Source organism: Nitratidesulfovibrio sp. HK-II (genome assembly GCF_003402415.2).
GTDB lineage: Bacteria > Desulfobacterota > Desulfovibrionia > Desulfovibrionales > Desulfovibrionaceae > Cupidesulfovibrio.
In genome coordinates this window covers 1,934,298-1,959,200 of record NZ_AP036014.1, presented here as the reverse complement: position 1 = coordinate 1,959,200, position 24,903 = coordinate 1,934,298, and the positions used below count along the sequence as shown (strand labels likewise).

Annotated in this window: 27 protein-coding genes; 6 read left to right on the top strand and 21 right to left on the bottom strand. The window is 66.5% G+C overall.

The features are described 5' to 3' along the window. The first annotated feature begins 89 nt into the window (after positions 1-89). Positions 90-1,490, top strand: coding sequence for an HD domain-containing protein (locus RVX_RS07910; RefSeq protein ID WP_172596543.1), 1,401 nt, complete (start codon positions 90-92; stop codon positions 1,488-1,490). A 190-nt stretch (positions 1,491-1,680) separates the two neighbouring features. Here RVX_RS07910 and RVX_RS07905 read toward each other — a convergent pair whose 3' ends face one another. From RVX_RS07905 to RVX_RS07840, 14 genes are all read right to left on the bottom strand, one after another. Continuing rightward, positions 1,681-2,601, bottom strand: a complete 921-nt coding sequence (locus RVX_RS07905) for a manganese-dependent inorganic pyrophosphatase (RefSeq protein ID WP_116305434.1) — start codon at positions 2,599-2,601, stop codon at positions 1,681-1,683. A 151-nt stretch (positions 2,602-2,752) separates the two neighbouring features. Continuing rightward, the gene (locus RVX_RS07900; RefSeq protein ID WP_371682098.1) at positions 2,753-3,298 is read right to left on the bottom strand and encodes a hypothetical protein; all 546 of its coding nucleotides are present in this window, start codon (positions 3,296-3,298) and stop codon (positions 2,753-2,755) included. 154 nt (positions 3,299-3,452) lie between these two features. Further along, on the bottom strand, positions 3,453-3,917 hold the full coding sequence (locus RVX_RS07895) for a PTS sugar transporter subunit IIB (RefSeq protein ID WP_116305432.1): 465 nt from the start codon (positions 3,915-3,917) through the stop codon (positions 3,453-3,455). 4 nt (positions 3,918-3,921) lie between these two features. Beyond that, entirely contained in the window at positions 3,922-4,380 is a 459-nt protein-coding gene (locus tag RVX_RS07890; RefSeq protein ID WP_116305431.1) for a PTS sugar transporter subunit IIA, read from the bottom strand. 92 nt (positions 4,381-4,472) lie between these two features. Beyond that, complete coding sequence (rapZ, locus tag RVX_RS07885) at positions 4,473-5,447, bottom strand: RNase adapter RapZ (RefSeq protein ID WP_371682097.1); 975 nt, start codon at positions 5,445-5,447, stop codon at positions 4,473-4,475. A 92-nt stretch (positions 5,448-5,539) separates the two neighbouring features. Beyond that, positions 5,540-5,989: a PTS sugar transporter subunit IIA gene (locus RVX_RS07880; RefSeq protein WP_007521852.1), complete on the bottom strand. Its 450-nt coding sequence runs from the start codon at positions 5,987-5,989 to the stop codon at positions 5,540-5,542. Positions 5,990-5,998: 9 nt separating this feature from the next. Continuing rightward, positions 5,999-6,544 carry a ribosome hibernation-promoting factor, HPF/YfiA family gene (hpf, locus tag RVX_RS07875; protein WP_116305430.1) on the bottom strand — a complete coding sequence of 182 codons (546 nt, stop codon included), beginning with the start codon at positions 6,542-6,544 and terminating at the stop codon, positions 5,999-6,001. Positions 6,545-6,656: 112 nt separating this feature from the next. After that, on the bottom strand, positions 6,657-8,093 hold the full coding sequence (gene rpoN, locus RVX_RS07870) for an RNA polymerase factor sigma-54 (protein ID WP_116305429.1): 1,437 nt from the start codon (positions 8,091-8,093) through the stop codon (positions 6,657-6,659). A gap of 275 nt (positions 8,094-8,368) precedes the next feature. Beyond that, complete coding sequence (gene lptB, locus RVX_RS07865) at positions 8,369-9,094, bottom strand: LPS export ABC transporter ATP-binding protein (protein WP_116305428.1); 726 nt, start codon at positions 9,092-9,094, stop codon at positions 8,369-8,371. Beyond that, on the bottom strand, positions 9,091-9,768 hold the full coding sequence (locus RVX_RS07860) for an LptA/OstA family protein (protein WP_116305427.1): 678 nt from the start codon (positions 9,766-9,768) through the stop codon (positions 9,091-9,093). Before RVX_RS07860 ends, lptB begins: the two co-directional genes overlap by 4 nt. Next, positions 9,765-10,559: an LPS export ABC transporter periplasmic protein LptC gene (gene lptC, locus RVX_RS07855; RefSeq protein WP_116305426.1), complete on the bottom strand. Its 795-nt coding sequence runs from the start codon at positions 10,557-10,559 to the stop codon at positions 9,765-9,767. The genes RVX_RS07860 and lptC overlap by 4 nt, the downstream gene beginning before the upstream one ends. After that, positions 10,556-11,083, bottom strand: coding sequence for a KdsC family phosphatase (locus tag RVX_RS07850; RefSeq protein ID WP_116305425.1), 528 nt, complete (start codon positions 11,081-11,083; stop codon positions 10,556-10,558). The genes lptC and RVX_RS07850 overlap by 4 nt, the downstream gene beginning before the upstream one ends. Continuing rightward, a complete protein-coding gene (gene kdsA / locus RVX_RS07845) occupies positions 11,073-11,945 on the bottom strand; it encodes a 3-deoxy-8-phosphooctulonate synthase (protein WP_230404477.1) in 873 nt (290 codons plus the stop codon). The genes RVX_RS07850 and kdsA overlap by 11 nt, the downstream gene beginning before the upstream one ends. A gap of 407 nt (positions 11,946-12,352) precedes the next feature. Continuing rightward, complete coding sequence (locus RVX_RS07840; RefSeq protein ID WP_116305424.1) at positions 12,353-14,005, bottom strand: CTP synthase; 1,653 nt, start codon at positions 14,003-14,005, stop codon at positions 12,353-12,355. A 652-nt stretch (positions 14,006-14,657) separates the two neighbouring features. On the opposite strand from RVX_RS07840, the gene RVX_RS07835 reads away from it, so the two are divergent. The 3 genes from RVX_RS07835 (at position 14,658) to RVX_RS07825 (ending at position 16,661) form a co-directional block, all read left to right on the top strand. Further along, entirely contained in the window at positions 14,658-15,467 is an 810-nt protein-coding gene (locus tag RVX_RS07835; protein ID WP_116305423.1) for a phosphoribosylformylglycinamidine synthase subunit PurQ, read from the top strand. Between the two features lie 173 nt (positions 15,468-15,640). Further along, positions 15,641-16,039 (top strand): hypothetical protein, encoded by a 399-nt coding sequence (locus RVX_RS07830; RefSeq protein WP_116305422.1) that lies wholly within the window; start codon positions 15,641-15,643, stop codon positions 16,037-16,039. Positions 16,040-16,223: 184 nt separating this feature from the next. Beyond that, complete coding sequence (locus RVX_RS07825) at positions 16,224-16,661, top strand: hypothetical protein (RefSeq protein WP_230404475.1); 438 nt, start codon at positions 16,224-16,226, stop codon at positions 16,659-16,661. 139 nt (positions 16,662-16,800) lie between these two features. On the opposite strand, the gene RVX_RS07820 is transcribed toward RVX_RS07825, so the two are convergent. The 4 genes from RVX_RS07820 to RVX_RS07805 all read right to left on the bottom strand — a co-directional run bounded on the left by RVX_RS07820 (position 16,801) and on the right by RVX_RS07805 (position 20,086). After that, the gene (locus RVX_RS07820) at positions 16,801-17,070 is read right to left on the bottom strand and encodes a hypothetical protein (RefSeq protein ID WP_007521874.1); all 270 of its coding nucleotides are present in this window, start codon (positions 17,068-17,070) and stop codon (positions 16,801-16,803) included. Then, positions 17,071-18,720: a 2,3-bisphosphoglycerate-independent phosphoglycerate mutase gene (gene gpmI / locus RVX_RS07815; RefSeq protein WP_116305420.1), complete on the bottom strand. Its 1,650-nt coding sequence runs from the start codon at positions 18,718-18,720 to the stop codon at positions 17,071-17,073. Further along, positions 18,717-19,298, bottom strand: coding sequence for a ribosome silencing factor (rsfS, locus tag RVX_RS07810; protein ID WP_116305419.1), 582 nt, complete (start codon positions 19,296-19,298; stop codon positions 18,717-18,719). Before rsfS ends, gpmI begins: the two co-directional genes overlap by 4 nt. 134 nt (positions 19,299-19,432) lie before the next feature. Further along, positions 19,433-20,086 carry a nitroreductase family protein gene (locus tag RVX_RS07805; RefSeq protein WP_230404474.1) on the bottom strand — a complete coding sequence of 218 codons (654 nt, stop codon included), beginning with the start codon at positions 20,084-20,086 and terminating at the stop codon, positions 19,433-19,435. Between the two features lie 340 nt (positions 20,087-20,426). Between RVX_RS07805 and RVX_RS07800 the strand changes: the two genes are divergently transcribed. Next, positions 20,427-21,731, top strand: coding sequence for a phenylacetate--CoA ligase family protein (locus tag RVX_RS07800; protein WP_007521882.1), 1,305 nt, complete (start codon positions 20,427-20,429; stop codon positions 21,729-21,731). A gap of 163 nt (positions 21,732-21,894) precedes the next feature. Here the strand turns inward: RVX_RS07800 and RVX_RS07795 are convergent, their stop codons facing one another. The 3 genes from RVX_RS07795 to RVX_RS07785 all read right to left on the bottom strand — a co-directional run bounded on the left by RVX_RS07795 (position 21,895) and on the right by RVX_RS07785 (position 24,088). Continuing rightward, the gene (locus tag RVX_RS07795) at positions 21,895-22,263 is read right to left on the bottom strand and encodes a hypothetical protein (protein ID WP_116305417.1); all 369 of its coding nucleotides are present in this window, start codon (positions 22,261-22,263) and stop codon (positions 21,895-21,897) included. A 220-nt stretch (positions 22,264-22,483) separates the two neighbouring features. Beyond that, positions 22,484-22,990 carry a 4Fe-4S dicluster domain-containing protein gene (locus RVX_RS07790; protein WP_007521886.1) on the bottom strand — a complete coding sequence of 169 codons (507 nt, stop codon included), beginning with the start codon at positions 22,988-22,990 and terminating at the stop codon, positions 22,484-22,486. Between the two features lie 6 nt (positions 22,991-22,996). After that, positions 22,997-24,088, bottom strand: coding sequence for an FAD-dependent oxidoreductase (locus RVX_RS07785; RefSeq protein ID WP_116305416.1), 1,092 nt, complete (start codon positions 24,086-24,088; stop codon positions 22,997-22,999). Positions 24,089-24,388: 300 nt separating this feature from the next. On the opposite strand from RVX_RS07785, the gene RVX_RS07780 reads away from it, so the two are divergent. Continuing rightward, positions 24,389-24,820, top strand: coding sequence for an ACT domain-containing protein (locus tag RVX_RS07780; RefSeq protein WP_116305415.1), 432 nt, complete (start codon positions 24,389-24,391; stop codon positions 24,818-24,820). The last annotated feature ends 83 nt before the right edge of the window (positions 24,821-24,903 follow it).

Genomic DNA, 24,903 nt, shown 5'->3' with positions numbered 1-24,903 from the left:
CGGCATGGCGTGAAGTGATTTCCCACGGGATGGGGCGTTGCGGAGCCGGGCGCATTTCCGTCCGGGCCGAAATCGGATACGTTCACCGCATGAAGACGTATCTCGTGGGCGGAGCCGTGCGCGACCTGCTGCTGGGCGGCATGCCGCGCGAACACGACGTGGCCTTCGAGGGCGACGCGGCGTGTTTTGTACGGCAGAACCCCGGCGCCCGCAAGGTTGGGCGCGACATCGACGTGTACCTGCTGGGCGGTGTTGAGCACTTGCCCTTGCGCGGCACACTGGACGAAGACCTGGCCGCGCGCGACTTCACCGTCAACGCCATGGCCCTGACCGAAACCGGCATGCTGCATGCGCACCCGCAGGCGCTGGCCGACCTTGCCGCGCGGGTGCTGCGCCCGGCCTCGCCCACGGCGCTGGCCGACAGCCCGGTGCGGGTGTTTCGCGCCGCGCGTTTCGCGGCGAGGTTTCCGGAGTTCAGCGTGCATCCCGAAACGCTGGCCCAGATGCGCGAGGTGGCCGCCAGCGGCGCGCTGGACAGCCTGCCCGCCGAGCAGGTGTGCCGCGAAACCCTGAAGGCGCTGGCCACACCCTGCCCCGGCCGCTACCTGAAGGTGCTGCACGCGGGCGGCTGCCTTTCGCCATGGTTCGCCGAACTGGCCGGGGCCGACGGGGTGCCCGCCGGACCCGTGCGTTACCACACGGAGTCGGTGCTGGACCACGTGGCGCGGGTCATGGACATTGCGGCCGCGCTGGCCGAGCACAGGCCGCCGGGCGAGGGGGGCGGCGCGCCGCAGCCCCACGGAGCAGCAAACGGCCCGGCCCCTGATACGTGGAACTCGCCGGAGATGTCGGGGATGCAACCGCCACGGCCGGAACTGGTGGCCTGGATGGCCCTGTGCCACGACCTCGGCAAGGTGACGACGGGCGCGGACGTGCTGCCGCACCACTACGGCCACGAGGATCGCGGCGCGCCGCTGGCGAGGGCGCTGGGCGCGCGGCTGGCCATGCCCGTACGATTCATCGAAGCGGGCGACATGGCCGCCCGGCTGCACATGCGCCTTGCCCGGTACGCGGAATTGCGGCCCGGTACTCGGGTGGACCTGTTGCTGGCGATGCACCTGCGCGGGCTGCTGCCCGCCATGCGGCTGCTGGTGCTGGCCGACGGCACGGGCAAGGGCATGGACACCGGACCGGATTGCGCGCAGCGCCAGCCTGACGATGCGATCGTAACAGCGTCGTCGCCCGCTTCCGGCACTGGCGACGCCCTTGCCCCGTACGATCCGCCGCGTATTCCCGATGCCTGCATGTCCCGGCTGGAGGCGTTGCGTCGCCGCACCGAGTCGGAACTGGCCACCCTGCTGGCCGTGAAGCTGCCGCCGGAGTTCCGCAACCAGGGGGCCTCTTCGGGCGCGCACCTGCGCGAACTGCGCAGCATGGCCCTTGCCCGTCTGGATGAACAGGTCCACGCGCACGGACGCGAACAGGGCTGATCCCGTCCCGCGCCAAGACCGTCCGGCTGCGTCCCTTCCGCCATCGCCTTGCAAGTCCGGCCGGGCCGTTCCGCGCCCTTCCGACGCCCCTCGGCACCACCCGTACCGCCCCGCAAACGCAAAAGGCCCGGCGACATATGCCGCCGGGCCCAGAATGCGTCAGTCTGCGTCGGTCGGGTTGCCGCTTCGACTAGCCCTTGAAGGCCTTTTCGAAGTTGGGCACCACCTGCTTCTTGCGGCTCATCACACCGTCGAGCCACACCGACTTGCCTTCGGCCTTCACGCCGAACGCCTTTTCAACCACGGAGGCGTCGTCCGAAACGATCAGCATTTCGGAACCTTCCTTCATGATGTCGGTCAGCAGCAGGAACACCGAGTGACGGCCTTCGCCCTTCACCTTGGTGATTTCTTCGTACAGGCCGGCCTTCACGGGCTCGAGGATGGACAGGTCCACCACTTCCAGCTGGCCGATGCCGACCTTCTTGCCGCCCATGTCGAAGTCCTTGTAGTCGCGGAAGACCAGGTCCTTCATGGACGCGCCGTCAACGGCGGACTTCACCTTGAACATTTCCATGCCCAGGGCCATCACGTCGGCCACGCCCGCGATCTTGGCAAGGGCTTCAACGGCCTTCTTGTCGGCGGGGGTGCAGGTGACGGACTTGAACATGACGGTGTCGGACAGGATGGCGCACAGCAGGCCGCCCGCGATGCCCTTGGGCACTTCGATGCCGTAGAAGTCGTACATCGCCTTGATCACGGTGCCGGTACAGCCCACGGGCCACACCCACATTTCCAGCGGGTTGGGGGTGGTCACGTCGCCCAGCTTGTGGTGGTCGACGACGCCCAGGATTTCGGCGTCGGACAGGTCGGCGGGCAGCTGCGCGCGTTCGGTGGTGTCGACCAGGATGACCTTCTGGCCAGCCACGGAGGTCACCACTTCGGGGGCCTTCAGGCCGAACTTGCCGAGCACGAAATCGGTTTCGGGGGTGCAGGCACCCTGCGCGACGGCCTTGGCTTCGATGCCGCGCTTGGTCATCAGATCGGCAACGCCGATGGCGGCGATGATGGAGTCGGTATCGGGGTTCATGTGACCAAGAACAAGAGCTGCCATGTCGGTTTCCTCCGTTGCATGTGGCATTGGGGTTTTTGCTGCGAGTAGCTCGCATGCTGCTGCGAAATTGTTTGTGCCAAATAGCACAAACCTTGGGGGCTGCCAAGTACCCCAGGCCTCGGCAACGTCAATTTCCGGTGACGAATGCGAATCAGATGAAGGATGCGGCCGAAGCGGCCAGCAAGGCCAGCGCAAAGGCCGCATAGGCGCGGCGCAGGCGCAGCGCCAGCATGCCGCCCATGGCCCCCACGAACCACACGTGCCCCCAGGCAATGCCGGGAACTGCGGGAAGATGCCCGATATAGTTGGACATAAGCTCGATAGTTCCCACAAGCACAAGCAGCCACACGCAGAACAGGCCCAGATTCAGCATGAACAGTTCACCCAGCGACCGCACCATGATGCGCCACAGGGGCGAATCGCCCTTGCCGGGGTGCTCGGCCACCCTGCCCCAGTGCAGAAGGTCCGTGTACTGCTGGTTGCGCCAGCGGCGGTGCAGGTATTCCACGTGCGCGCCGGTAAGTGCGGCGGGCAGGGCAAGCAGCACGGGAATGGCCAGTTGCCCGGCCGATTCCAGGCCGAAATGCCCGGCCACGGCCAGGGTGAGCAGCAGCGTGATGATGGAGTTGGGCGGGATGTAGGTGCCCGCCGGGAACAGATCGAGCCAAAGCAGCTCAAGGAATATGGCGAGGTGCATGGAAAGCCCCCACTCGCCGGTCATGACTGCCCACAAGAAGCCGATGGCGAGCGGGCGTTCCAGAAACCCCAGGTTCAGCGAAAAGCGCAGCAGCGAAAAAACGGCAAAAAAAAAGCGATGGGCAGCGCCAGGGTGAGCACGGGCAGCATATCCGTCATGACCACCCCTTTATCTGCACCGGTTCGTTGGGCACGCAGCGAAAATCCAGCGCCACGGAATGGCGGCTGAAAAAGCGCAGGCAGGCTTCGTCGTCGTCGGACACGGAAACATGCGCGCACAGCTGCTTCTTGCCGGGGGTATAGTGCAGGTTGCCGATGTTCAGGGTGTTCATGCCCACTCCGGCGTCGAAGGCGCGGCGGGCGTCGGCGCACGTGGCGAAGAGCACGAGCGTGTCGTGCCCCTCGTCGATGCGCCCGGTACAGTACGTGGACAGCGCGTCCACCCGCACGAAGTGCACTTCCACCCGGCCGGGAATGGCCAGCGAGACGATCTGCTGTTGCAGGTCGTCGGCGGCAAGGGCGTCGTTGGCCACCAGCAGGCGCCGTGCCCCGGTGTAAGGCAGCCACGCCTCGATGATCTGGCCGTGCACCAGGCGGTTGTCGATGCGGAACCAGAGCATGGCCCTACCCGTTCTTGACCCGGCTGCGCAGCAGTTCGCCCGCCGCGACGATGCCCTTGGCCCCTGCGTCGCGCGCGTCGCGCGAGAGGGTGGCGAGATCGCCGTCGCGCCCGCCAAACACCTTCAGCAGCATGGGCAGGTTGACGCCGGTCAGCACTTCCACGTTGCCCTTGCCCAGCAGTGCAAGGCTGAGGTTGGTGGGCGTGCCGCCGAACATGTCGGTAAGGATCATGACCCCGCGCCCGGTGTCCAGGCGCTTCACCGCCTCGTTCAGGCGCTTCACCGTTTCGTCCACCTCTTGCGAGACGTCCACGCTGATGGACGCGCAGTCCTGCAGGGGGCCAAGGATGAATTCCGCGGCGCGCAGCAGCGCCGCGCCGTAGTCGGCGTGGGTGACCAGAATCACGCCGATGCGCGGTTCCGTCTGGGGCTGTGCGGCCGGGGACTGTGCGGTGGTGGACATGCTGGTGCGTGCAGGCTGGGCCTGAGGGGTTGTCGGATTGAGCCGTGCGCCCTGCGGCAGGGCAAGGCGGTTGGCCGCGCGGGCAGCGGGCGTCAGCCCAGTTCCATGTGGCGGTGCTCTATGGATACGGCATAATCAGATTTTTTCAAGGCGCGAAGCAGGGCCTCGGCCACCGAGACCGAACGGTGCCGCCCGCCGGTGCAGCCGATGGCGATGGTCAGGCGGTAGCGCCCTTCCGCCTCGTACTGCGGCAGCAGGAAATGCAAAAAATCTATGAGCCTGGCGAGAAACGCGTCGCCGTGGCCCGCTTCAAGCACGTATTTGGCCACCGGCTCGTCCAGGCCGGACAGCGGCCGCAGGTCCGGCACGAAATAGGGGTTGGGCAGAAAGCGCAGGTCGAACACCAGGTCCGCATCGGCGGGCACGCCGTACTTGAAGCCGAAAGTGACGATGTTGATGCGCAGCGAGCGGATGCGCCCCTGGATGGTGCTCCACTTCTTCTGGATGACCCGGCGCAGGTCGTGGATGGAATAGCTGGAGGTGTCCACCACGAGGTCGGCGGTTTCGCGCACCGGGGCAAGACGCAGCCGTTCCTGCTCCAGGGCCTGTTCCAGCCCCATGCCCTCGCTTTCCAGCGGGTGCGGGCGGCGGGTGGTGGCGTAGCGCCGGTTAAGCACGGCGGGGTTGGCCTCTATGAAGACCACCGCCGGGCGCACGCCCATGCCCTGCAACCGTTCCAGCGACTTTTCCAGGTTGCGGACGAAATTGCTCTCGCGCAGGTCCATGCCCAGCACCAGCCCCTGGTAATGGGCCAGGGCCTCGCGGTTCAGGATGGTGACCATCTGCGGGGCCAGGGTGGCGGGCAGACCATCCACCGTGAAATAGCGCAAGTCTTCCAGCACGTTGAGCACGGTGCTCTTGCCCGCGCCGGAAAGCCCGGTAACGATGATGACGGGAAAGTCGGCGGCGGCCACGGGGCTGCCCGCGTCCGACGCCGTGCCGGGGGCGGGTGCGTCCGACGCCGTGGAAGCATCGGGCGTGGGTGGGTGGGAAGCCTTGGTGGGCATGGCGGACTCCTCGGGCGGGCCGGTGCCGGATGGCGTTTCGGCAGACGCGCCGCGCCGCGCGCCTGCCGATGATGTGCGCAAGGTGTTCCGCGTTACGTGGTGCGCATCAGCGCCGTGAAGGCCGCCCCGTCCGGCGCGTCGAGCATGGCGCGGCGGAACTGCGGGTCCTTCAGCAGGCGCGAGATATGGGCCAGGATGCGCAGGTGCATGCCCGCCACCTGTTCGGGAGCCAGCACCAGGAAAAAGAGATGACACGGTTTCATGTCCAGGGCGTCGAAGTCCAGCCCGGGCACGCTGCGGCCCACGGCGACGACGATGTCGCTGATGGTGGCCAGCTTGCCGTGGGGAATGGCCACCCCGTCGCCGATGCCCGTGGTGCCCAGGCCCTCGCGGTCCTGCAGCACGCCCAGCGCAACGGCGGCATCCACTTCGGGATGCCGCCGCACCACGGCCTGCACGAGTTCCGCCAGCACCTCCTTCTTGGTGCCGGCGGAGAGCTCGGGCAGGATCAGTTCATCGTGAAGATAGTCCGAAAGCCGCATGTATGACGCCTAGACGACGGGATCGATAAGGCCGAAGTCGCCGTTGCGGCGGCGGTAGATGATGTTCACGCGCTCCACTTCGGCGTTCAGGAAGACCAGGAACTCGTTGTCGCCCTGGTCCAGCTGCATGGCCGCCTCGTCCACGTGCATGGGCTTGGGGGCGAAGTGGTCGGTGCCGGTGATGGTGCGTTCGTCGCCTTCACCCACGGTGCCGAAGGTGAACACGTCGATGCCCTTGCCCAGCTTTTCGGACTGCACCGTGCGGCGGCGGTCCTTCTGCTTCTCCACCTGCTTGCGCAGCTGCGATTCCAGCTTTTCCAGCACCAGGTCGAGGGTGGCGTACATGTCTTCCGATTGCTCGACGGCCGACAGGGTGAACCCGTCGCCGGTCATCTGCACTTCAGCCTTGTGGCGGAACTTGTCGACGGAAAGGTTCACCTGCATTTCAAGGGCGGACTTGCCGACAAACCGGCCAAGCTTTTCAAGGCGACGGCGGGCGTACTTCTTCAGGTGGTCGGAGGGTTCGAAGTTCTTGAAGGTGAAAGAGATGTTCATACGCTCCTCCAGTGGTGAGAGGGGAATGCGACGCGCGTCGCGCGGCGCGCACGCTGGGGTGCGCCTGCCGGGTGCGCCGCCCTGCGCCTGGTCCGGCGCGGGGCTCTGACCGTCAGAACAGTTCCTTCCGCTTGGAAGAGGAGGGAATGTCCATGGCAGTACGATACTTCGCAACGGTCCTGCGGGCAATATTGACTTTGAGCTGTTCCTTCAGAATTTCGCCGATGCGCTCGTCGCTCAGGGGTTCCTTGGGATCTTCCTCGCCGATCAGTTTCTTGATCAGCGCCTTCACGCTCTCGGAGCCCACCTGGCTGCCGTCGTCCAGTTCCAGCGCACTGTTGAAGAAGAACTTCAACTCCATGATGCCGTGCGGCGTGGCCACGTACTTGCTGGTGGTAATGCGGCTGACCGTGGATTCGTGCATGCCGATGTCGTCGGCGATGTCCTTCAGGATGAGCGGCTTCAGGCGCGAAACCCCGTCCTCGAAAAAGCCACGCTGATACTTCACGATGGATTCCACCACCTTGTACAGCGTACGCTGGCGCTGGTACAGGCTCTTGATAAGCCACGAGGCCGAGCGCATCTTTTCCTGGAAATATTCGCGCTCGCCCGCCGAGGCCGCCGCAGCGGCAGAGCGCTCGTACATGGTGCTCAATTGCAGGTGCGGCAGGCCGTCCTCATTGAGCATGATGATGAAATCGTCGTCGTACTTGTAGACGAACACGTCGGGGCTGACGAACTGCGGGTCGCCGCCGCCGTAGCTGGCGCCGGGCATGGGGTCCAGGGTCTGGATGAGGTCCAGGTACTCCTTGAGGTCCTCCATGGTCAGGCGGAACTTGCGCAAGAGCGGCTTGTAGCGCCGCTTCTCAAGGTCTTCCAGGTGGTCGCGCACCAGTTCCACCAGCACCTTGTCGCGCGTGTAGCCCAGCATCTCTATCTGCACCAGCAGGCATTCCTGCGCGGTGCGCGCGGCCACCCCCACGGGGTCGAAGCGCTGCAGGGCGTGCAGCACCGGCTCCACCTCGCCGGGGGCCACGCCCGCCATTTCGGCGATCTCGTCGATGGTCGCATGCAGGTAGCCCGACGAGGCGATGTTGCCGATGATCACCTCGCCGATGTCCTTCTGGCGCTCGGTGAGCGCGGAAAGGCGCAACTGCCACATCAGGTGCCCTTCCAGCGAGGGCTTTGCGGCGTAGCGCGCCTCGAACGAGGTCATCTCCTCGGGCATTTCCGATTCGCGCACCGTTGACTGGCGGCTGGTGCTGGCGAAATCGCCCAGGTAATCCTCCCAGTCGGCCTCGCGGGCAATATCGCGGTCGTAGGCGACATCCGCCGCCGCTTCGGGGGCGGCGTCCCGCTGGTCGGGGGCTTCGGACTGCGGCCCCTCGTCCTGCGCTTCCTCCAGGAACGGGTTTTCCAGCAGCTCCTGCTGCACCGTCTCGACAAGCTCAAGCCGCGAAAGCTGCAGCAGCCGGATGGCCTGTTGCAGTTGCGGCGTCATCACCAATTGCTGGGTGAGCTTGAGCTGTTGCCTGAGTTCCAATGCCATGCGTGGACGACCCCTATGCACCAAACGTTGAGGGCGAGCAAGATGACGACGCAACGCGGGGTGCGACGTCAAGCAAGAAACGGCCCACTGTGGAAATGTGTTCCCTTCCCCAAGAGGTTAGGGAAACCATGCCATAGAAGCAAAAAGTATGCAACCGCTGTCGCCATTTCGCCGGATACCCCCGGAGGGATGCCCCGCACCCCGGCGGCAGGCACGAAAAAGGCGCCCCCCGCGATGCGGAAGGCGCCGTGAATGCGGCAAAAATGCAAATGGAGCTAGAGCGAGAATCCCTCGCCCAGATACACGTCGCGCGCGCGCGGGTTGTCCACGATGTGCGCGGGGGTGCCCTCCAGGATCACTTCGCCCTGGTGGACCAGGTAGGCCCTGTCGCAGATATGCAGGGTTTCCCGCACGTTGTGGTCGGAGATGAGCACACCGATGCCCCGGTCGCGCAGGCCGGTGATCAGTTGCTGGATGTCGTCCACCGCCAGCGGGTCGATGCCCGCGAACGGTTCGTCCAGCAGGATGAACTTGGGCTCGCGGATCATGGACCGCGCGATCTCCAGCCGCCGCCGCTCGCCGCCGGACAGGTGCATGGCCACGGAATCCGCCAGATGGCTGATGCCGAAGTCGGCCATCAGCATGTCCGACCGCTCCTGCTGCCTGGCCCTGGAAAGCCCGGTGTGCTCAAGGATGATCTGAAGATTCTGGCGCACCGTGAGCCGACGAAAGATGGAACTTTCCTGCGGCAGATAGCTCAACCCCACCCGGGCCCGCTCGTGCAGGGGCCAGTCGGCGATGTCGCGGCCGTCAAGCTCCACGCGCCCCGCGGTCGGCTTGATGATGCCGATGAGCATGTAGAACGTGGTGGTCTTGCCCGCGCCGTTGGGGCCAAGCAGCCCCACGGTCTCGCCCTGCGACACGGAAAGGGACACGCCGCGCACCACCTCGCGCTGGCCGAACTGCTTGTGCAGGTCCTCCCCGCGCAGCACCGAGCTCACTGGGCCGCCCCCGAGGGTTTGGCGGCGTCCTTGCCGTCATCCTTGCCGTTGTCCTTGGACTCGCCGAGGGGATTCACGTCGCCCGACGAGGTGAACACCGCCTGCACCCGCTTTGCGCCGGAACCGCGCACTTCGCTGCGGTTCTCGCGGGTGTAGAAGGTGATGACCTCGCCCTTGATGCTGTTGTCGCCCTCGTGCAGCACGGGGTTGCCTTCCATGACCATGACGGCGTTGTCCACGGTGTAGGTGGCCTTCTCGCATTCGCCGGTGCGGTTCTCGCGCTTCATGCGCACGTTGCGTTCGGCCACGATGCGGTCGATCTCGCCCGCGTCCATCCCCGACACTCCGGGCTGGCCCGATTGGCCCTGCGCGGCGTCTCCCGCCGTGTCGGCCTTGCCGGGCTTGGCCGACTTCTTCTTGAGATGCAGGGTAATGCGCTCGGCCCACATCTCGAAGTCCGGGCGCTGCACGTACACGGTGCCCTCGAAGATCACCACCTGGCCCTTGGCGTCGTACTGCATGCGGTCCGACTTGACGGCCGTGGGCACGTCGCGCCGCACGGGGGAGGGGGACTTGGCGTCGGCGGCAATGGCGGGCACGGGGGCCACGGCCGATGCCGAAAAGGTCAACAGCAGCGCCACGCACAGCGCGGAGCGGATGCCGGTATATTTCATTGCCTGGTCTCCTGCTTGGTTGGCTTGGAAGCGCCCGCGTCAGTGTTCGGGGCCTTGGGGGGCGACGCCTTTCGGGCGGTCTGCCCCGGTTTGTGCTGGGCGGCCTTTCCGGAAACGTCCTTTTTCAGGGCTTCCTTCTTCGCAACATCCTTGCGCGGGGCATCCTTTTTCGGGGCGACCGCCTTGGGCTGCGCGCCATCGGCCTGCCCGCCCTTCTCATCGGCGCGAGGCATGAGCAGCAACGACACCCCGTCGCTGCCGCGCAGCACGTCGGCGGCCACGTCCCATTCCAGTTTCGTGGCGTTGCCCGACATGCCCTGGCCCGCCATGCGCGCCCCTTCGGGAAAATACATGGTGCGGCTGGTGCCGTTGTACACCATCAGGCTGGCGAACAGTTCGTGCCGCTCATGCGTGGCGTGCACGTCGTCCCACATGCGCACCAGTTGCACCTGCTGTTGCACCTCGCCCTTCTGGGCCACGATGCGCACCTGCTTGCCCCCGTCCATCTGGTAGACGAGGTCGGGCTTGTCCACGTCGATGATATTGTTGGTCTGGCGTAACTGGGCCCAGGTGGCCTTCAGCCGCCACAGTTCTATGCCCTTCTCGCCCTGAACCAGTTCTATGCCCTTCATGGCCACGCCCACGGCCTCTTCCAGCGTGGTGGAGGACGGCGCGTCTCCGGACATGGCGGTTTCCAGGGCCTTGCGCACCCCGGCCTGCCAGTTCCAGGCGGCCGCGCCGCCAACGGCCACGAGGACCGCCAGCAAAATCAACAGCGTGCGGCGTCTCATGCCTGCTCCGGCCAGCTTTCCAGCATGCGCTCCAGCAGGCCCTGCTGGGTCAGCAGAAAGCGGATGACCTCGCGCACCGCGCCGTGGCCGCCATTGGCGGTGGTCACGTAGCGGGCCAGGGCCTTGACCTCGGGCTGGGCATTGGCCACGGCCATGGGCAGGCCCACCAGTTTCAAGGGACCGAAGTCCACCCAGTCGTCGCCAAGGTAGGCCACCTGCGACCATTCCACGTTGTGCTTGCGGCGGATTTCGTCGATGCATTCCGACTTGTGCCGGAAGCCTGCGTGGTAGTCCGTGATGCCCAGGGAGCGCACGCGCGCCTCGACTGCGCCGGAGGTGAGCCCGGTGATGACCGCCACGGTGATGCCCGCGGCCTGCGCCAGCTTGATGCCCAGGCCGTCCTGCACGTTGAAGCGCTTGGAGACGCGCCCCTCGTCGTCGTAGTACAGGCCGCCGTCGGTCATCACGCCGTCCACGTCCAGCACCAGCAGCGAAATGGACCGGGCCAGGTCTTCAGCTTGCATACGGCAGGCTCCAGAGGGCGGCGAAGTCGCGCAGCAGCGGGGCCAGCTTGTCCAGCGGCCAGCTGTTGGGGCCGTCGCACAGGGCGCGGTCCGGGTCCGGGTGGGTTTCCAGAAACACCCCGTCCACCCCGGCGGCCACGGCCGCGCGGGACAGCATGGGCACGAAGCGTCGGTCGCCGCCGGATGACGTGCCCTTGCCGCCGGGCAGCTGCACCGAATGGGTGGCGTCGAACACCACCGGCACGCCGAAGCCCTGCATGATGGGCAGCGAACGGAAGTCAACCACCAGATTGTTGTAGCCGAAGCTGGACCCGCGCTCCGTCAGGAGAATGCGGCCGTTGCCCGTGGAACGCAGCTTGTCCAGGGCGGGGGCCATGTCCCACGGGGCCACGAACTGGCCCTTCTTGACGTTGACCACCCTGCCCGTCTGGGCGGCGGCCAGCAGCAGGCTGGTCTGGCGGCACAGGAAGGCGGGAATCTGGAGCACGTCGGCCACTTCGGCCACGGGCCCGGCCTGTTCCGGCTCATGGATGTCGGTGACCACGGGCAGGCCGGTTTCCTGCTTGATGCGGGCCAGCCATTCCATGCCGCGCACAAGGCCGGGGCCGCGAAAGCCGTCCAGCGAGGTGCGGTTGGCCTTGTCCCACGAGCTCTTGAACACGGCGAACAGCCCGGCGGCCTCGGCCGCCTCGCGCACGGCGTGGGCGGTGTCCAGGGCCAGTTCCAGGCTTTCAAGGGCGCATGGGCCCGCGAAAATGAAACGGCGCGCGCGAAGGCGCTCGTACAGGGCGTCGGGCGTCAGGCCGCCGGAAGAATCCGGGGTGGCCTGGACCGGGCTGGTGCTGGGTGCTTCGGGATGCATGGTTCTCCGTGGCGGATGGATGCCCGCCCTGACGTGACCGCGCGTGCGCGCGGCCTTGGCGGGCGGACCTTCCGAAAAGATGCTGCGGACGGCGGGGCTGAAGCGGCGTATCCCCCCTGCCCCGCCGGACGCTTTTACCACCAGTCGACGCCTTTCGCCATACCGGGTTGCCGGTGGCTCGCGCAGGGCCGACGATTTACAATGCGACGTAACCGTGGCGCGTCAAGGGGCCGGTCTGGATCCGGCCGGGGCAACGGGTGCGGCATGCGCGATGTCGGATGAAAGGCGCGCCGGGGTCGACACGGCATTTTCCGCCCCCTCCCCACCCAGACGGGGCAACGCGCCTTCCGCCGGGGAAGGCGCGTTGCATCGAAACCAGAGGCGTGGCGTGCCCGGCATGCGGCGCGTTATTTCTTCTTGCCGCCGCCCACCGCTTCCTTCTTGGCCGCCTTGATGAACTCGCGGAACAGGGGGTGCGGCTGCATGGGATTGGACTTGAACTCGGGGTGGAACTGGCAGCCCAGGAACCACGGGTGGTCAGGCAGCTCCACGATTTCCACCAGTTCGCCGTCGGGCGAAAGGCCGCTGAACACCAGGCCCTTTTCGGCCATGGCCTCGAAGTAGGCCTTGTTGAACTCGAAGCGGTGGCGATGGCGCTCGTCCACGCGTTCCGCCCCGTAGGCGTCCCACGCCTTGGTGCCGGGCACCACCACGCAGGGGTACGCGCCCAGACGCAAGGTTCCGCCCTTGTCGCTGGAGGCGTCGCGGCGTTCCACGGCCCCCTTGCGGAAGTCGTACCACTCGGTCATCAGGTAGATGACCTTGTTGTCGGAAAGTTCGTTGAATTCCTCGGAATTGGCGTCGGCCAGGCCCAGCACGTTGCGGGCGTACTCGATGACCGCGCACTGCATGCCAAGGCAGATGCCGAAGAAGGGTATGTTGTGTTCGCGGGCGTGGCGGATGGAGCGGATCTTGCCCTCCACGCCGCGATGCCCGAAACCGCCCGGCACCAGGATGCCGTCGCACCCGGCCAGCTTTTCGGCCACGTTGGCCTCGGTGATCTCCTCGGAGTTCACGTAGCGCAGGTTCACCTTGACCTTGTTGGCCACGCCGCCGTGGATCAGCGCCTCGTGCAGACTCTTGTACGCTTCCTTGAGGTCCACGTACTTGCCCACGATGGCGATGGTCACCTGCCCTTCCGGGTGCGAGCAGGTGTGGATAAGCGTCTCCCACGACTCCAGATTGGCGTTCTTGGCGGGCAGGCGCAGCATGATGGCGATCTTCTGGTCGAAGCCTTCCTCGTAGAAGCGCAGCGGCACCTCGTAAATGTTGTCCACGTCCACCGACGAGAACACGGCGTCCTGGTCCACGTCGCAGAACAGGGCGATCTTGCGCTTGAGCTCTGCGCTGATGGCCTTTTCGCAACGGCACAGGATGATGTCGGGCTGGATGCCGATGGAACGCAGTTCCTTCACGCTGTGCTGGGTGGGCTTGGTCTTGTGCTCGCCCGCAGCCTTCAGGTAGGGCACCAGCGTCAGGTGGACGTACAGGCAGTGGTCCTTGCCGAGGTCCCCGCGCAACTGGCGGATGGCTTCCAGAAAGGGCAGGCCCTCGATGTCGCCCACGGTGCCGCCGATTTCGATCAGCGCCACGTCGGGCTCGTCCTCGGCCAGGCTGAGGATGGCGTTCTTGATTTCGTCGGTCACGTGCGGGATGACCTGCACGGTGCCGCCCAGATAGTCGCCCCGGCGTTCCTTGGTGATGACGCGGTGGTAGATGGACCCCGAGGTGTAGTTGTTCTTCTGCGACAGCGACTCGCCAAGGTACCGCTCGTAATGCCCGAGGTCGAGGTCGGTTTCCGCGCCGTCATCGGTGACGTACACTTCGCCGTGCTGGAACGGATTCATCGTGCCGGGGTCGACGTTGATGTAGGGGTCGAGCTTCTGGATGGTTACCTTGAGCCCACGGGCCTTCAGCAGCGCTCCGATGGAGGCGGCGGCCAGCCCCTTGCCGAGCGAGGACAGCACGCCCCCGGTGATGAATATGAACTTGGTCTTCATGAAACTCCTGCCTGAGTGACTGGTTGCTCTCGCTCGCGGCGCGCAGGTCTTGCCGCACGCCCGTTACAGCGCTCGCCCTTCGGTTGACGCGATACGCAAAAAAACGCCATCAGGACCTTATGCCACATTTTCGGCATGAAGGTCAGCCGTTGACGTGATGTACCACTGGAACGTAATATCGACGGTCCCGGCTATCCCCAACGCACGAAAGCGGTGTGCGCGATGCACTGCGGCACATGTCGCCGCATGCCGCACGGCCGTTGCGCGGCAACCGTTACGTGCCGCGCGCGGCACGCTGGCCGGGGTTTTCGGAACGGGTGCGCTGGGTGCGCCCGCCGCCCGCAACGCCGGACGGCACGTCTGCGGAAACGGTTCGGGCACCGCCCTCCGTTTCCGCCGCGTCGTTCAAGGCTCCGGAAACCTTTCCGGAAACATCCCCGGAAACATCTCTTGACGGGCAGGCCCCATCCGGGCATGCGTCCCCACAGGCATGGCGAACATGCCTCCAGGCAGGCGAACGACGGCCGGGCCGACGCAACGGCCAACGCGCACTTTCGTGTGCACGGCGCGCAGCGCTGACGAGTAGCTAGTCGAGGCACATCCCCCTGTCAAGGCAGTCAACACTGCCAAGAAAACCATCGAGGAGCAGCGCATGGCGCAGGTGAACACGCTGGTCATCACCGGCTACGGCACGAACTCGCACGAGGAATCGGCCCACGCGGCCCGCCTTGCCGGGGCCGACCGGGCGGATGTGGTGCATTTCGCCGACATCGTGGCCCGCAGGACCAGAATAGAGGACTACAACTTCATCGTCTTTCCCGGCGGCTTCCTGGACGGGGACGACCTTGGCGCGGCCCACGCCGCCGCGCAGCGCTGGCTGCACCTTTCCGACGCCGACGGGCAGTCGCTGCTGGACCGGCTGAAGGAGTTCATCGGCCGGGGCGGCCTGGCCCTCGGCATCTGCAACGGCTTTCAGCTGCTGGTGAAGCTGGGTCTTCTGCCCGCGCTGGACGGCAAGTATTTCGAGCGCCAGGTTTCGCTGGGGCACAACGATTCGGCCCGCTACGAAGACCGCTGGGTGACCCTAAAGGTGAACCCCCAGAGCCCCTGCGTGTTCACTAAAGGCATCGACACCCTGTACGTGCCCGTGCGCCACGGCGAGGGCAAGCTGGTGCCCCTGGACGACGAGGTGATGCGCCGCCTGGTGGCCGAAAACCTTGTTACCCTGCAGTACGCCCACCCGGAAACCGGCGCGGTGACCATGGAATACCCGTGGAACCCCAACGGTTCGCCGCTGGGCATCGCAGGGCTTACCGACCCCACCGGGCGCATTCTGGGCCTGATGCCCCACCCCGAGGCCTTCAACCACCCCACCAACCATCCGGGCTGGACGCGCGGAGAACCTGCAACGCTGGGCACCGTACTGTTCGAGAACGCGGTGCGCCACCTGCGCGGCCAGTAGCTCGCGAAGACCGGAAAATCCGCTCGCGGGAAGGGAATGCACGCATCCCCTTCCCGCGTTTCGTTTTCCGGCTGCACGCATCTTTCCAAGCGGCGGCCGGGGCGGTATAGGCCAGTGAGCGGGGCGCGCCGTCCGCCGCCCTGCCCTTCACCCCACGTCAGGAGGCGCACGCCATGATCCCCTGCCTTGCCTGCGGCGCGGACGCCTCCACCGGCTGGGTGCACGGCTTCGTGCCTTCCCCCGACAGCCTCAAGATGGGCCTGTGCCGGGAGCACGACACCCCGGACAACCGCAAGCTGGTCAAGGCGGCGTGGCGCGCGCTGATGGAGCGCGAGATACACGCCATGAACGAGCTTTCCGGCCACAAGGCGGGTGTGCCGCAGGTGTGGCGGCTTGAGGTTGCCTTCATCGACGGGGGGGAAGTGACGCACGATTGCCTCGATTGCACCCCCACGCCGCACGGCACGTTGCAGGTGCTGCTGCCCGACCGCACCCTGCGCTTCTTTCCGCTGGCCCAGATCCGCCGCTACGACCTGCGGCCCGTGCCAGCCCCCGCCGCCGGAAAGGCGTAGCCGCCGCGCATCAGGCCCCGCCGATTGCGCGACTTCTCTTGGGGCCATGCGGCCCGCATGCGTTGCCCCGGTTCCGCGTTCGTCTCCCGCCCGTGTTGACAGCCCCTGCATGCAAAGGCATATGCAAGCGCTTGCAGACGCCCGGCCCGCGCGGCCACCGCAATCGACAACCACGGAGACGCCCATGTACGCCGATGCCGCCACCGAAACCGCCGCGAACGCCTTCATCGCCGAATGGACCGCCGGTGAAGACGCCACGGGGGTGCTGCCCGTATTTCTTGCCCTGCGCGACCACCTGCACGCCCACGAAGGGGCCGTGGTGGAATTCGTCAGCCGCCCCGGCGTCAGCCATTCGCTGCGCGGCACCTACCCCGGCTGGGCTGCCCGCCAGCTGGCCGTGCTGGTGGACGTGGTGGACGACGACCCCGCAGCGCGCTGGCTGTCGGTCTGCTTTCACGACGATTCCCTGACCGACCCCGAGGAGCGAGGCGACTGGATTCCCACCGGCCTCAACGGCAACGACGCCCGCTGCTTCAACCTGGAAGACGGCGACGAAGACTTCATGCAATACGTGAAGGAACGCATTTCCGAGGCCTTTGCCCACTGCCGCGCCAACGCGTAGCCCCCGCCGGACCTGAGTTTTTCAAAAAGGCCGTCCCCCGCTCGCAGCCGCGAACGGGGGACGTTTTTTTTCATGCACCGGCTCGCCCTGCCTGCCCTCCGCCCGGAGGGGGCGGCAGGACACGCGAACCAGCCGAACGCTACGCGAAATCGGGGTCGATGGCCGCCCGCCCGTTGTCCAGCATCACCTTCAGAAAGCGCACGGTGCGCTCGTCCACCGGCACGATGGGAAAGTGCTGCATGCACGAATCGCACTGGGCCATGGAGGGCTGCGTGGGGCTGATCAGGGGCACCTGGCGGCGGCAGTGCGGGCAGGGGTAGAAGAAGATCACTTCCAGCCCGTCGGGCCGCACCGGGTTCAGCGGCTTGCGGCTCTTGCCGTCCTGCCCGTTTCTCTTGTCATCGGCCATCTATGCCGCCTCCGTGTCGCCGTCATCACGTGTTGCTGTCTCAGGCAGGATCAGGGATGTTCCGGTCATCAGGTCCGGCATGTCCACGCCCCACAGGCCGAGGATGGTGGGCGCGATGTCGCCCAGCCTGCCGTCGCCGCGCAGGCGCAGCGTGCGCATGCCGTCGGGATTCGACGCATCGCGCTCGGCCACGATGCAGTGCACCCGGTTGGTGGTGTGCGCGGTCTGGGGCTTGCCCTCGCCGTCCAGCAGTTCCTCCGCATTGCCGTGATCGGCCGTGACGATGAGCCGCCCGCCCGCGCCAAGCACCGCCTCGGCGATGCGGCCCACGCAGGCGTCCACGGTCTCCACGGCGGCGATGGCCGCGGGAATGATGCCGGTGTGCCCCACCATGTCGCAGTTGGCCAGGTTGCACACCACCAGCCCGTACCCGCCCTGTCGCCATTCCTCCAGCAGCAGGTCGGTGACCTCCACCGCGCTCATGGCGGGCTTGAGGTCGTAGGTGGCCACGTCGCGCGGGGATGCCACCAGGCGGCGTTCCTCGCCGGGGAAGGGTTCCTCGCGGCCGCAGTTCAGAAAATAGGTGACGTGGGCGTACTTTTCCGTCTCCGCGATGCGCAGTTGGCGCAGCCCGAGGCCGGAAACCACCTCGCCGAGGGTCATGGCCAGGTTGTCCTTGGCGAAGGCCACGGGCACGGCGAAGCTGGCGTCGTAGCCGGTCATGGTCACGAAGCCTGAAAGTTCGGGCCGCCGCCCGCCGTCGGCATCTCGGTCGAAGCCGTCAAAGGCCGGGTCGATGAAGGCACGGGTGAGCTGCCGGGCGCGATCCGCCCGAAAATTGAAGAAGAACACGCCGTCGCCGTCGGCCACCAGCCCCACGGGCGCGCCGCCCTCCGTCACCACGCGGGGGGTGACGAACTCGTCGGTCTCGCCCGCCGCGTAGGCCGCGCGCACGGCCTCGGCAAGGGAGCCGCACGGCATGGACGCCGCATCAACCAGCGTGCCCTTGCCGCCAGTGAGCGCAGTCCAGGCCAGCGCGTTGCGCTCGTAGCGCTTGTCGCGGTCCATGGCGTAGTAGCGGCCGGTCAGGCTGGCGATGCACCCCCAGCCCGCGTCGCGCAGGATGGCTTCAAGGTCGGCCACGTAGCCCGCGCCGCTGGTGGGCGAGGTGTCGCGCCCGTCCAGAAAGGCATGCACCAGCACGGGCACGCCTTGCGCCTTGGCGGCGTCGACGATGGGCCGCAGGTGGCGGATGTGGCTGTGCACGCCGCCGTCGGAAAGCAGGCCCATCAGGTGCAGCCTCCCGGCCCGTGCCGCGATGGCGGCCAGCAGGCCGCACAGCGCCGGGTTGCGCGCGAGGTCGCCGTTTTCCACGGCCATGTCGATGCGGGTCAGGTCCTGATAGACCACCCGGCCCGCGCCGATGTTCATGTGGCCCACTTCGGAGTTGCCCATGAACCCGGAGGGCAGGCCCACATCGCGGCCGGAACAGGCCAGCGTGGTGCGCGAGGGCAGCTCAACAAGCTTGTCGAGATTGGGCGTGCGCGCCAGCGACACGGCGTTGCCTGGCCCGGCCGGGGCGATGCCCCAGCCGTCCAGGATAAGCAGCACCGTGGGGGTCAGGGTCTGCCCGGCGGCCGCCCTGCTCACTGGTCGGCTCCGCCCTTGGGCGCGGCAGGCTTGCGGGTGCGCGGCTTGGGCTTGGTTTCCTCGGCGTCCGCGCTCGCGGACGACGTGGCCGCGCGCTTGGTGGTCACGGCGGCGGCGCGTGCGCCAGCCACCTTGCCCGCCATGCGGCGCACGCCGCTGTGGGTGCCCGCCGAAGTGGTGGCGGCCTCCACCGGCGGGGCCAGTTCGCGCCCGTCATGCAGCACCGGCGCGTCGGACCACAGGCTTTCCAGCCGGAACATTTCGCGCACCGGCGGCTGGAATACGTTGATGATCACGTCGTTGCAGTCGAGCAGTATCCACTGCCCGGCCTGGTAGCCTTCCATGCGCAGGAATTCGATCTTCTCGTCGTCGCACATGCCCAGGATGTGGTCGGCAAGGCCCTGCGCGTGGCGCACCGAGCCGGCGGTGACGATGATGATGGATTCGGCGAAGGCGTTCATGCCCGCGAGATTCAGGGCCAGCACGTCGCGGCCCTTCTTTTCTTCCAGCCAGTTGACGAAGGTGGCCACCTTCTCGGCGGTGGGGATGTCCTTGAACTTCTTTTCGATGGGTTTCATGCGGTGTCCTGTGGTCCGGCCCGCGCGCGGCGCGGACCGTGGTGTTCATATCGGGCGGCGGATGGCCCGCCGGTTTTGTCCTGTTCGCGGCCTGTCCCGGCATCCGGCAATGCGCCGGACCAGGGGGGCCGCCCCTATTCCGTCAGTACGTCCCCGCCGCCGTGCGCCAGCAGCAGCACCGACGACAGGCTTCGTTTGGGCACGTGGTGCGCGCCGTCCGCGTCGCGATGGTAGCGGATGTCGCCGTCGTCGCCCACGGCGTCCAGCACGCGGGTTTCGGCGGGTACGCCCAGCGCCAGCACAAGCACGAGGTCCAATTCGGCAAAATCCGGCGTGTCCAGCCCCAGGGCCGCGCGCACGCCGTCGCGGTCGAACGCGCCGATCATGCAGCAGCCAAGGCCCAGCGCGTGCGCCCCAAGCTGGATGGTCTGCGCCGCGATGCCAAGGTCTATTTCCGGCGTGGGCGATCCCTTCTTGTCGCACAGCACGGCGATGTATGCCGCCGGGCGTTCGCCGGGCAACGGGCCGCCCCAGTCCTTGAGGTAGGCGGCCCAGCGCAGGTGCGGAAACACGGCGGCATTGCGCACGGGGTCGACGCACGCGGCATAACGCAGCGGCTGGCGGTTTGCCCCGCTGGGGCACACCCGCGCCGTGTCCACCAGCGCTTGCAGCATGGCAAGGGACACGGCAGCGCTTTCCCGAAACCGGCGGCAGGTGCGGGCGCCGCGCACCGCCTGCGCGAAGGCGGCGAAATCGGGCGACTGCGCGGGGGATTGCGGTATGGTCATGGTGCGATGGTCCTGCGAAATGTCATGCCTGGGCAACGTGGGCGGGCCGGAAAATCCGGGGACATCCGCCCGGTTCACTGTCCAAACATTCCATCTATCGCATTCGCTACATCTCCGCAAATGCATACGGGCCGCCCCCTCCCCGTGTCCGGACGAACCGCGCTTCCGGGCAAAAGGTGAATGCGGCTGCAAGGCCGCGGCGGCCCGCACCGCCCCGGCATCCTTGACCACATGCGGGCAGTTGGGGCACAAGTTGGCCTTGCCCGACACGTGACGCACGGGCCGCCCGCGCCATTGCGCCGCGCGGCGCCACCTGCGGTGAACCCGAGAGGAGCCCCCCATGATTTTCGACGTCGACCGCGAGACGCTCCCGCGCGAGGAGCTGGAAGCGCTGCAACTGCGCAGGTTGAAGAACCTCTGCGAGCGCGTCTACGCCAACGTGCCCCACTACCGCCGCCGGTTCGAAGAGGCGGGGGTTACCCCGGCGGACATCAAGCGGCTATCCGACGTTACCCTGCTGCCCTTCACCGAAAAGCAGGACCTGCGCAACAACTATCCCTTCGGGCTGTTCGCCGTGCCCAAGGACACCATCGTGCGGCTGCACGCATCCAGCGGCACCACCGGCAAGGCCACCGTGGTGGGCTACACCAAGCGCGACCTGGACAACTGGGCCGAACTGATGGCCCGCAGCCTGGCCGCCGCAGGGGTGACCCGCCGCGACCTCATCCACAACGCCTACGGGTACGGCCTGTTCACCGGGGGCCTTGGCGCGCACTACGGGGCGGAACGCCTGGGGGCCACGGTCATTCCCGTGTCCGGCGGGGCCACCAAGCGCCAGGTGCTGCTGCTGCGCGACTTTGGCGCCACGGTCATCTGCTGTACCCCCTCGTACAGCCTGTACCTGCACGAAGCGGCGGAAGAAGCGGGCATCGACCTGCGCGAACTGCCCCTGCGCATCGGCGTGTTCGGCGCGGAACCGTGGACCGAGGAAATGCGCGCGGAAATCGAGACCAAACTCGGCATCGACGCCCTGAACATCTATGGCCTGTCCGAAATCATGGGCCCCGGCGTCTCCATGGAATGCGTGGAAGCCAAGTGCGGCATGCACATCTATGAAGACCACTTCCTGCCGGAAATCATCGACCCGGTGAGCGGTGAATCGCTGCCCCCCGGCGCCACCGGCGAACTGGTCATCACCACCCTGACCAAGGAAGGCATCCCGCTGGTGCGCTACCGCACCCGCGACATCACCTCGCTGGACTACACCCCCTGCGCCTGCGGCCGCACCCATGTGCGCATGCGCCGCGTGACGGGCCGCAGCGACGACATGCTGATCATCCGCGGGGTGAACGTGTTCCCCTCGCAGATCGAATCCATCCTGATGGAAACCGAGGGCCTGGCCCCGCACTACCAGTTGCTGGTGACCCGCGAAGGCAACCTGGACAACATCGAGGTGCAGGTGGAAGTTTCCGAGGAATTCTTCTCGGACGAGATCAAGAACCTGCAGCGCCGCGAAGCCCGGTTGCAGAAGACCATCAAGGAATTCCTGGGCGTCACTGCCAAGGTACGTCTGGTGGAGCCGCGCTCCATCCAGCGCTCCGAGGGCAAGGCCAAGCGCGTCATCGACATGCGCGAGAAGTCGTAGTCACGGCGCGTGCAGATTGCAAAACGAAAGGGGGCTTCGGCCCCCTTCTTTTTTGCGCGACAGTCGCCGCGCCCGGCAGATGTACTGTTCGCAGATGTGCTTCCCGCCAATGTTCTTCCTGTCGAACGCCGTGCGCTGCCCTGCCAGCAGACGCCACACCTCGTCAGCGCGGCCGCGTGCTTTTCAGGTATCGCCGGCTTTCCCAGAACATCCCCACGAGAACGCCGCTTCCCATCACGGGGGCCAACACCTTCGCCATGACGTCGTTGATCTGAAACATCAGAACGGCCAGACACACCAGCGCAATTCCCATCAGCATGTTGGAGACGAAGTACTGACGGCGCACTTCCAAAGGAATGTACAGATCGTAGGCAAATTCAGCGAGGTAGGCCTTCCGGAGCTGGCTGTCCCTGAAGTCCTGCCGCAGGAAATCCAGAATCTTCAGCTCGGCGGGTCCGTTCAGGTACCCACCGACGAGAAAGCAGGGAATCCCGACGCCCAGCGCCACCAGAGTCATCCACTTGAATAACATGCGCCACCATCCGCTTGCGTCCTGGTACGTCGAGCTGCCGTTTGCACCCCGAACGGGCTACGCCCGACGGCACCATGTCCACCACATAACCCGCATGGCAAAAGCCTCATGCCAACGCTCTGCTGGATAGAGAAGAACAACGCAAGCAAAAACGGCAACGGCGGGACAACCTTCTTGCAAGGTCGCCCCGCCGTTGGCTTTTCACGTTTTTTCGAGCTGGCTACTTCTTGGGCCGGATGTGCGCAAGCACACGGTCGCGGGCCTCGCGCGAGGCTTCCGTTTCCAGCTCGTCCAGTTCATCGCGGTCGGCAAAGCGGATGGCCCCGCAAGGGCACATTTCCGCGCAGGCGGGGCCAAGACCCACGGCGCGCCGCCCCACGCACAGGTCGCACTTGCGCACGGCCACGCCCCGGTCGGTGGCGAAAAAGGCGGCATAGGGGCAGGCGATGACGCAGTTGCGCGTCTCGCAGCCCCGGCAGAGCATGGGTTGCAGCACCACGGCTCCGTCGCGGTCGCGCATCAGCGCGCCACGGTTGCATACCTTCATGCAGTGGGCTTGCTCGCAGTGCTGACAGTAGATGGGAATCATCTGGCCGTCATTGGTACGGGCCATGGCGATGCGCGGCGTATCGTACAGAAAGCCGCACACGGCCTCGCACGTTTCGCAGCCGATGCACTTGCTGTAGTCGATGTGCAGGGTCTTGCCCCTGCCTTGGCATTCCGACATGGCGCGCTACCTCGGCTCGTTGGATGCGCCGGGGCGCGTGATGACGTCGGCGTCGTAGTTGTATTCGCTTTCGCGGTGCTGCGCCTTCAGGTCCAGCCAGTTGGTCAGCGAACGCGCGGCCCGCAGCCCGCTGTACACGGCCTTGCCGATCTTGCTGGGCCCGGTCAGCACGTCGCCCGCCACGAAGACGTTCTCTATACTGGTCATGTGCAGCCAGCGCACTTCGCCCTTGCGCACGTTTTCCAGCCCCAGTTCCTTCTGAAACGGCGGGGTGGGAATTTCGCCGATGGCGGTGACGATGACGTCGGCGGGCAGCGCTTCGGTCTCGCCGGTGTTGGCGTCGGTCATTTCCAGCGCGGCCGCGTGTTCTCCGGCTTCATCGGCCACCACCCGCACCGGGGTGCGCCGCTCCAGCCATTCGCAGCCCGCGTCGATAAGCCGGTCCACCTCGTAGCTGCCGGCCGGGGCGTCCTTTTTGGTGCGCCGGTAGACCATGACCACGCGCCTGGCCCCCAGGGCCTTCGCGCTGTGGGCCACATCCATGGCCGAATGCCCGGCCCCGATCACCACAACGGTGCGCCCTTCCACCGGCGGCACGGAAACGTTGCTGGTGGCGTACTTCACCGCGCGGATGGGGAACAGGAATTCCAGGCCGGAGTACACGCCCTTCAGGTGCTCGCCGGGAATGCCGAGCTTGCGCGACTTCCACGCGCCGCTGCAGATGATCACGGCGTCGTGATCCTCCACCAGTTCGCCCAGCCCCCGGATGTCGCACGAGAAGTGGTCGCCCTCCTCCTCGTGCAGGGGGGCGCTGCAACAGATCTTGGTCTTGTTGTGAAAATTGACCCCGAACTTGCGCGACAGGATGAACACCCCGCGCTGAATGCGGTCGGCCGGAATGCGGTGGCCGGGGATGCCGAACAGCATCAGGCCGCCGGGCTTGGGCAGCTTGTCGTAGACCTCCACCTGGTAGCCAAGGCACCCCAGATATCCGGCGGCGGCAAGGCCCGAAGGCCCCGCGCCGATGATGGCGACACGCCGCCCGTTGGGCGGTGCGGGTTCTTCCCGCATGAAGGCGAAATTCATGGCGTTGGACATCTGTGCTCCACGGTGCTTGCCGTGCGCCGTGCCGCGAAGTGCGGCGTGCGCAGCGTGCGTGTTCAATATAGCCACCGGGCCTGCTTCCGCAAGCGGTCGAGAAAGGACACCCCGCGCCGGGACGCAGGGGGGGCTGGAAACGTTACGCATCTGCCCCGCATCGCTTGCGCACGGCCCTTCATCCGGCCCGGGCCAGTCCGCACCCGGCTTGTCAACAGCCCGCCGGGGATGCTATCCACCTTCAATGACTGCAACGGCAGGGCGAACCGGCCTGCTTCACCCCGCAAAAGGATTGTCGCCATGAAAGTGGAACAGATTTCCGTATTTCTCGAGAACAAGGCCGGACGTCTGGCCGAGGTCACCCACACCCTGGCAGAGGCGGGCATCAACATCCGCGCCCTGTCGCTGGCCGACACCTCGGACTTCGGCATCCTGCGCCTGATCGTGCACGACCACGAAAAGGCCAAGGCCGCCCTGAAGGACAAGGGCTTCACCGTGGGCCGCACCTCGGTGGTGGCCGTGGAAGTGCCCGACCATCCCGGCGGCCTCGACAGTATCCTGCAACTGCTGAGCACCCGCGGCGTCAACGTGGAATACATGTACGCCTTCGTGCAGCAGAACGGCGCCAACGCGGTGCTCATCTTCCGCTTCGACCGCACCGACCAGGCCATCGAAGTACTGAACGAGGCGGGCATCCCCGTCATTTCCGGCGACAAGCTGTACCAGAACTAGCCCGCCGCCAGCTTCGCCCTTTCCCTGACCGGGCGGGGCCGGGTCCGGTTGCTGCCGGGTCCGGCCCTTTTTACATGGCGTCT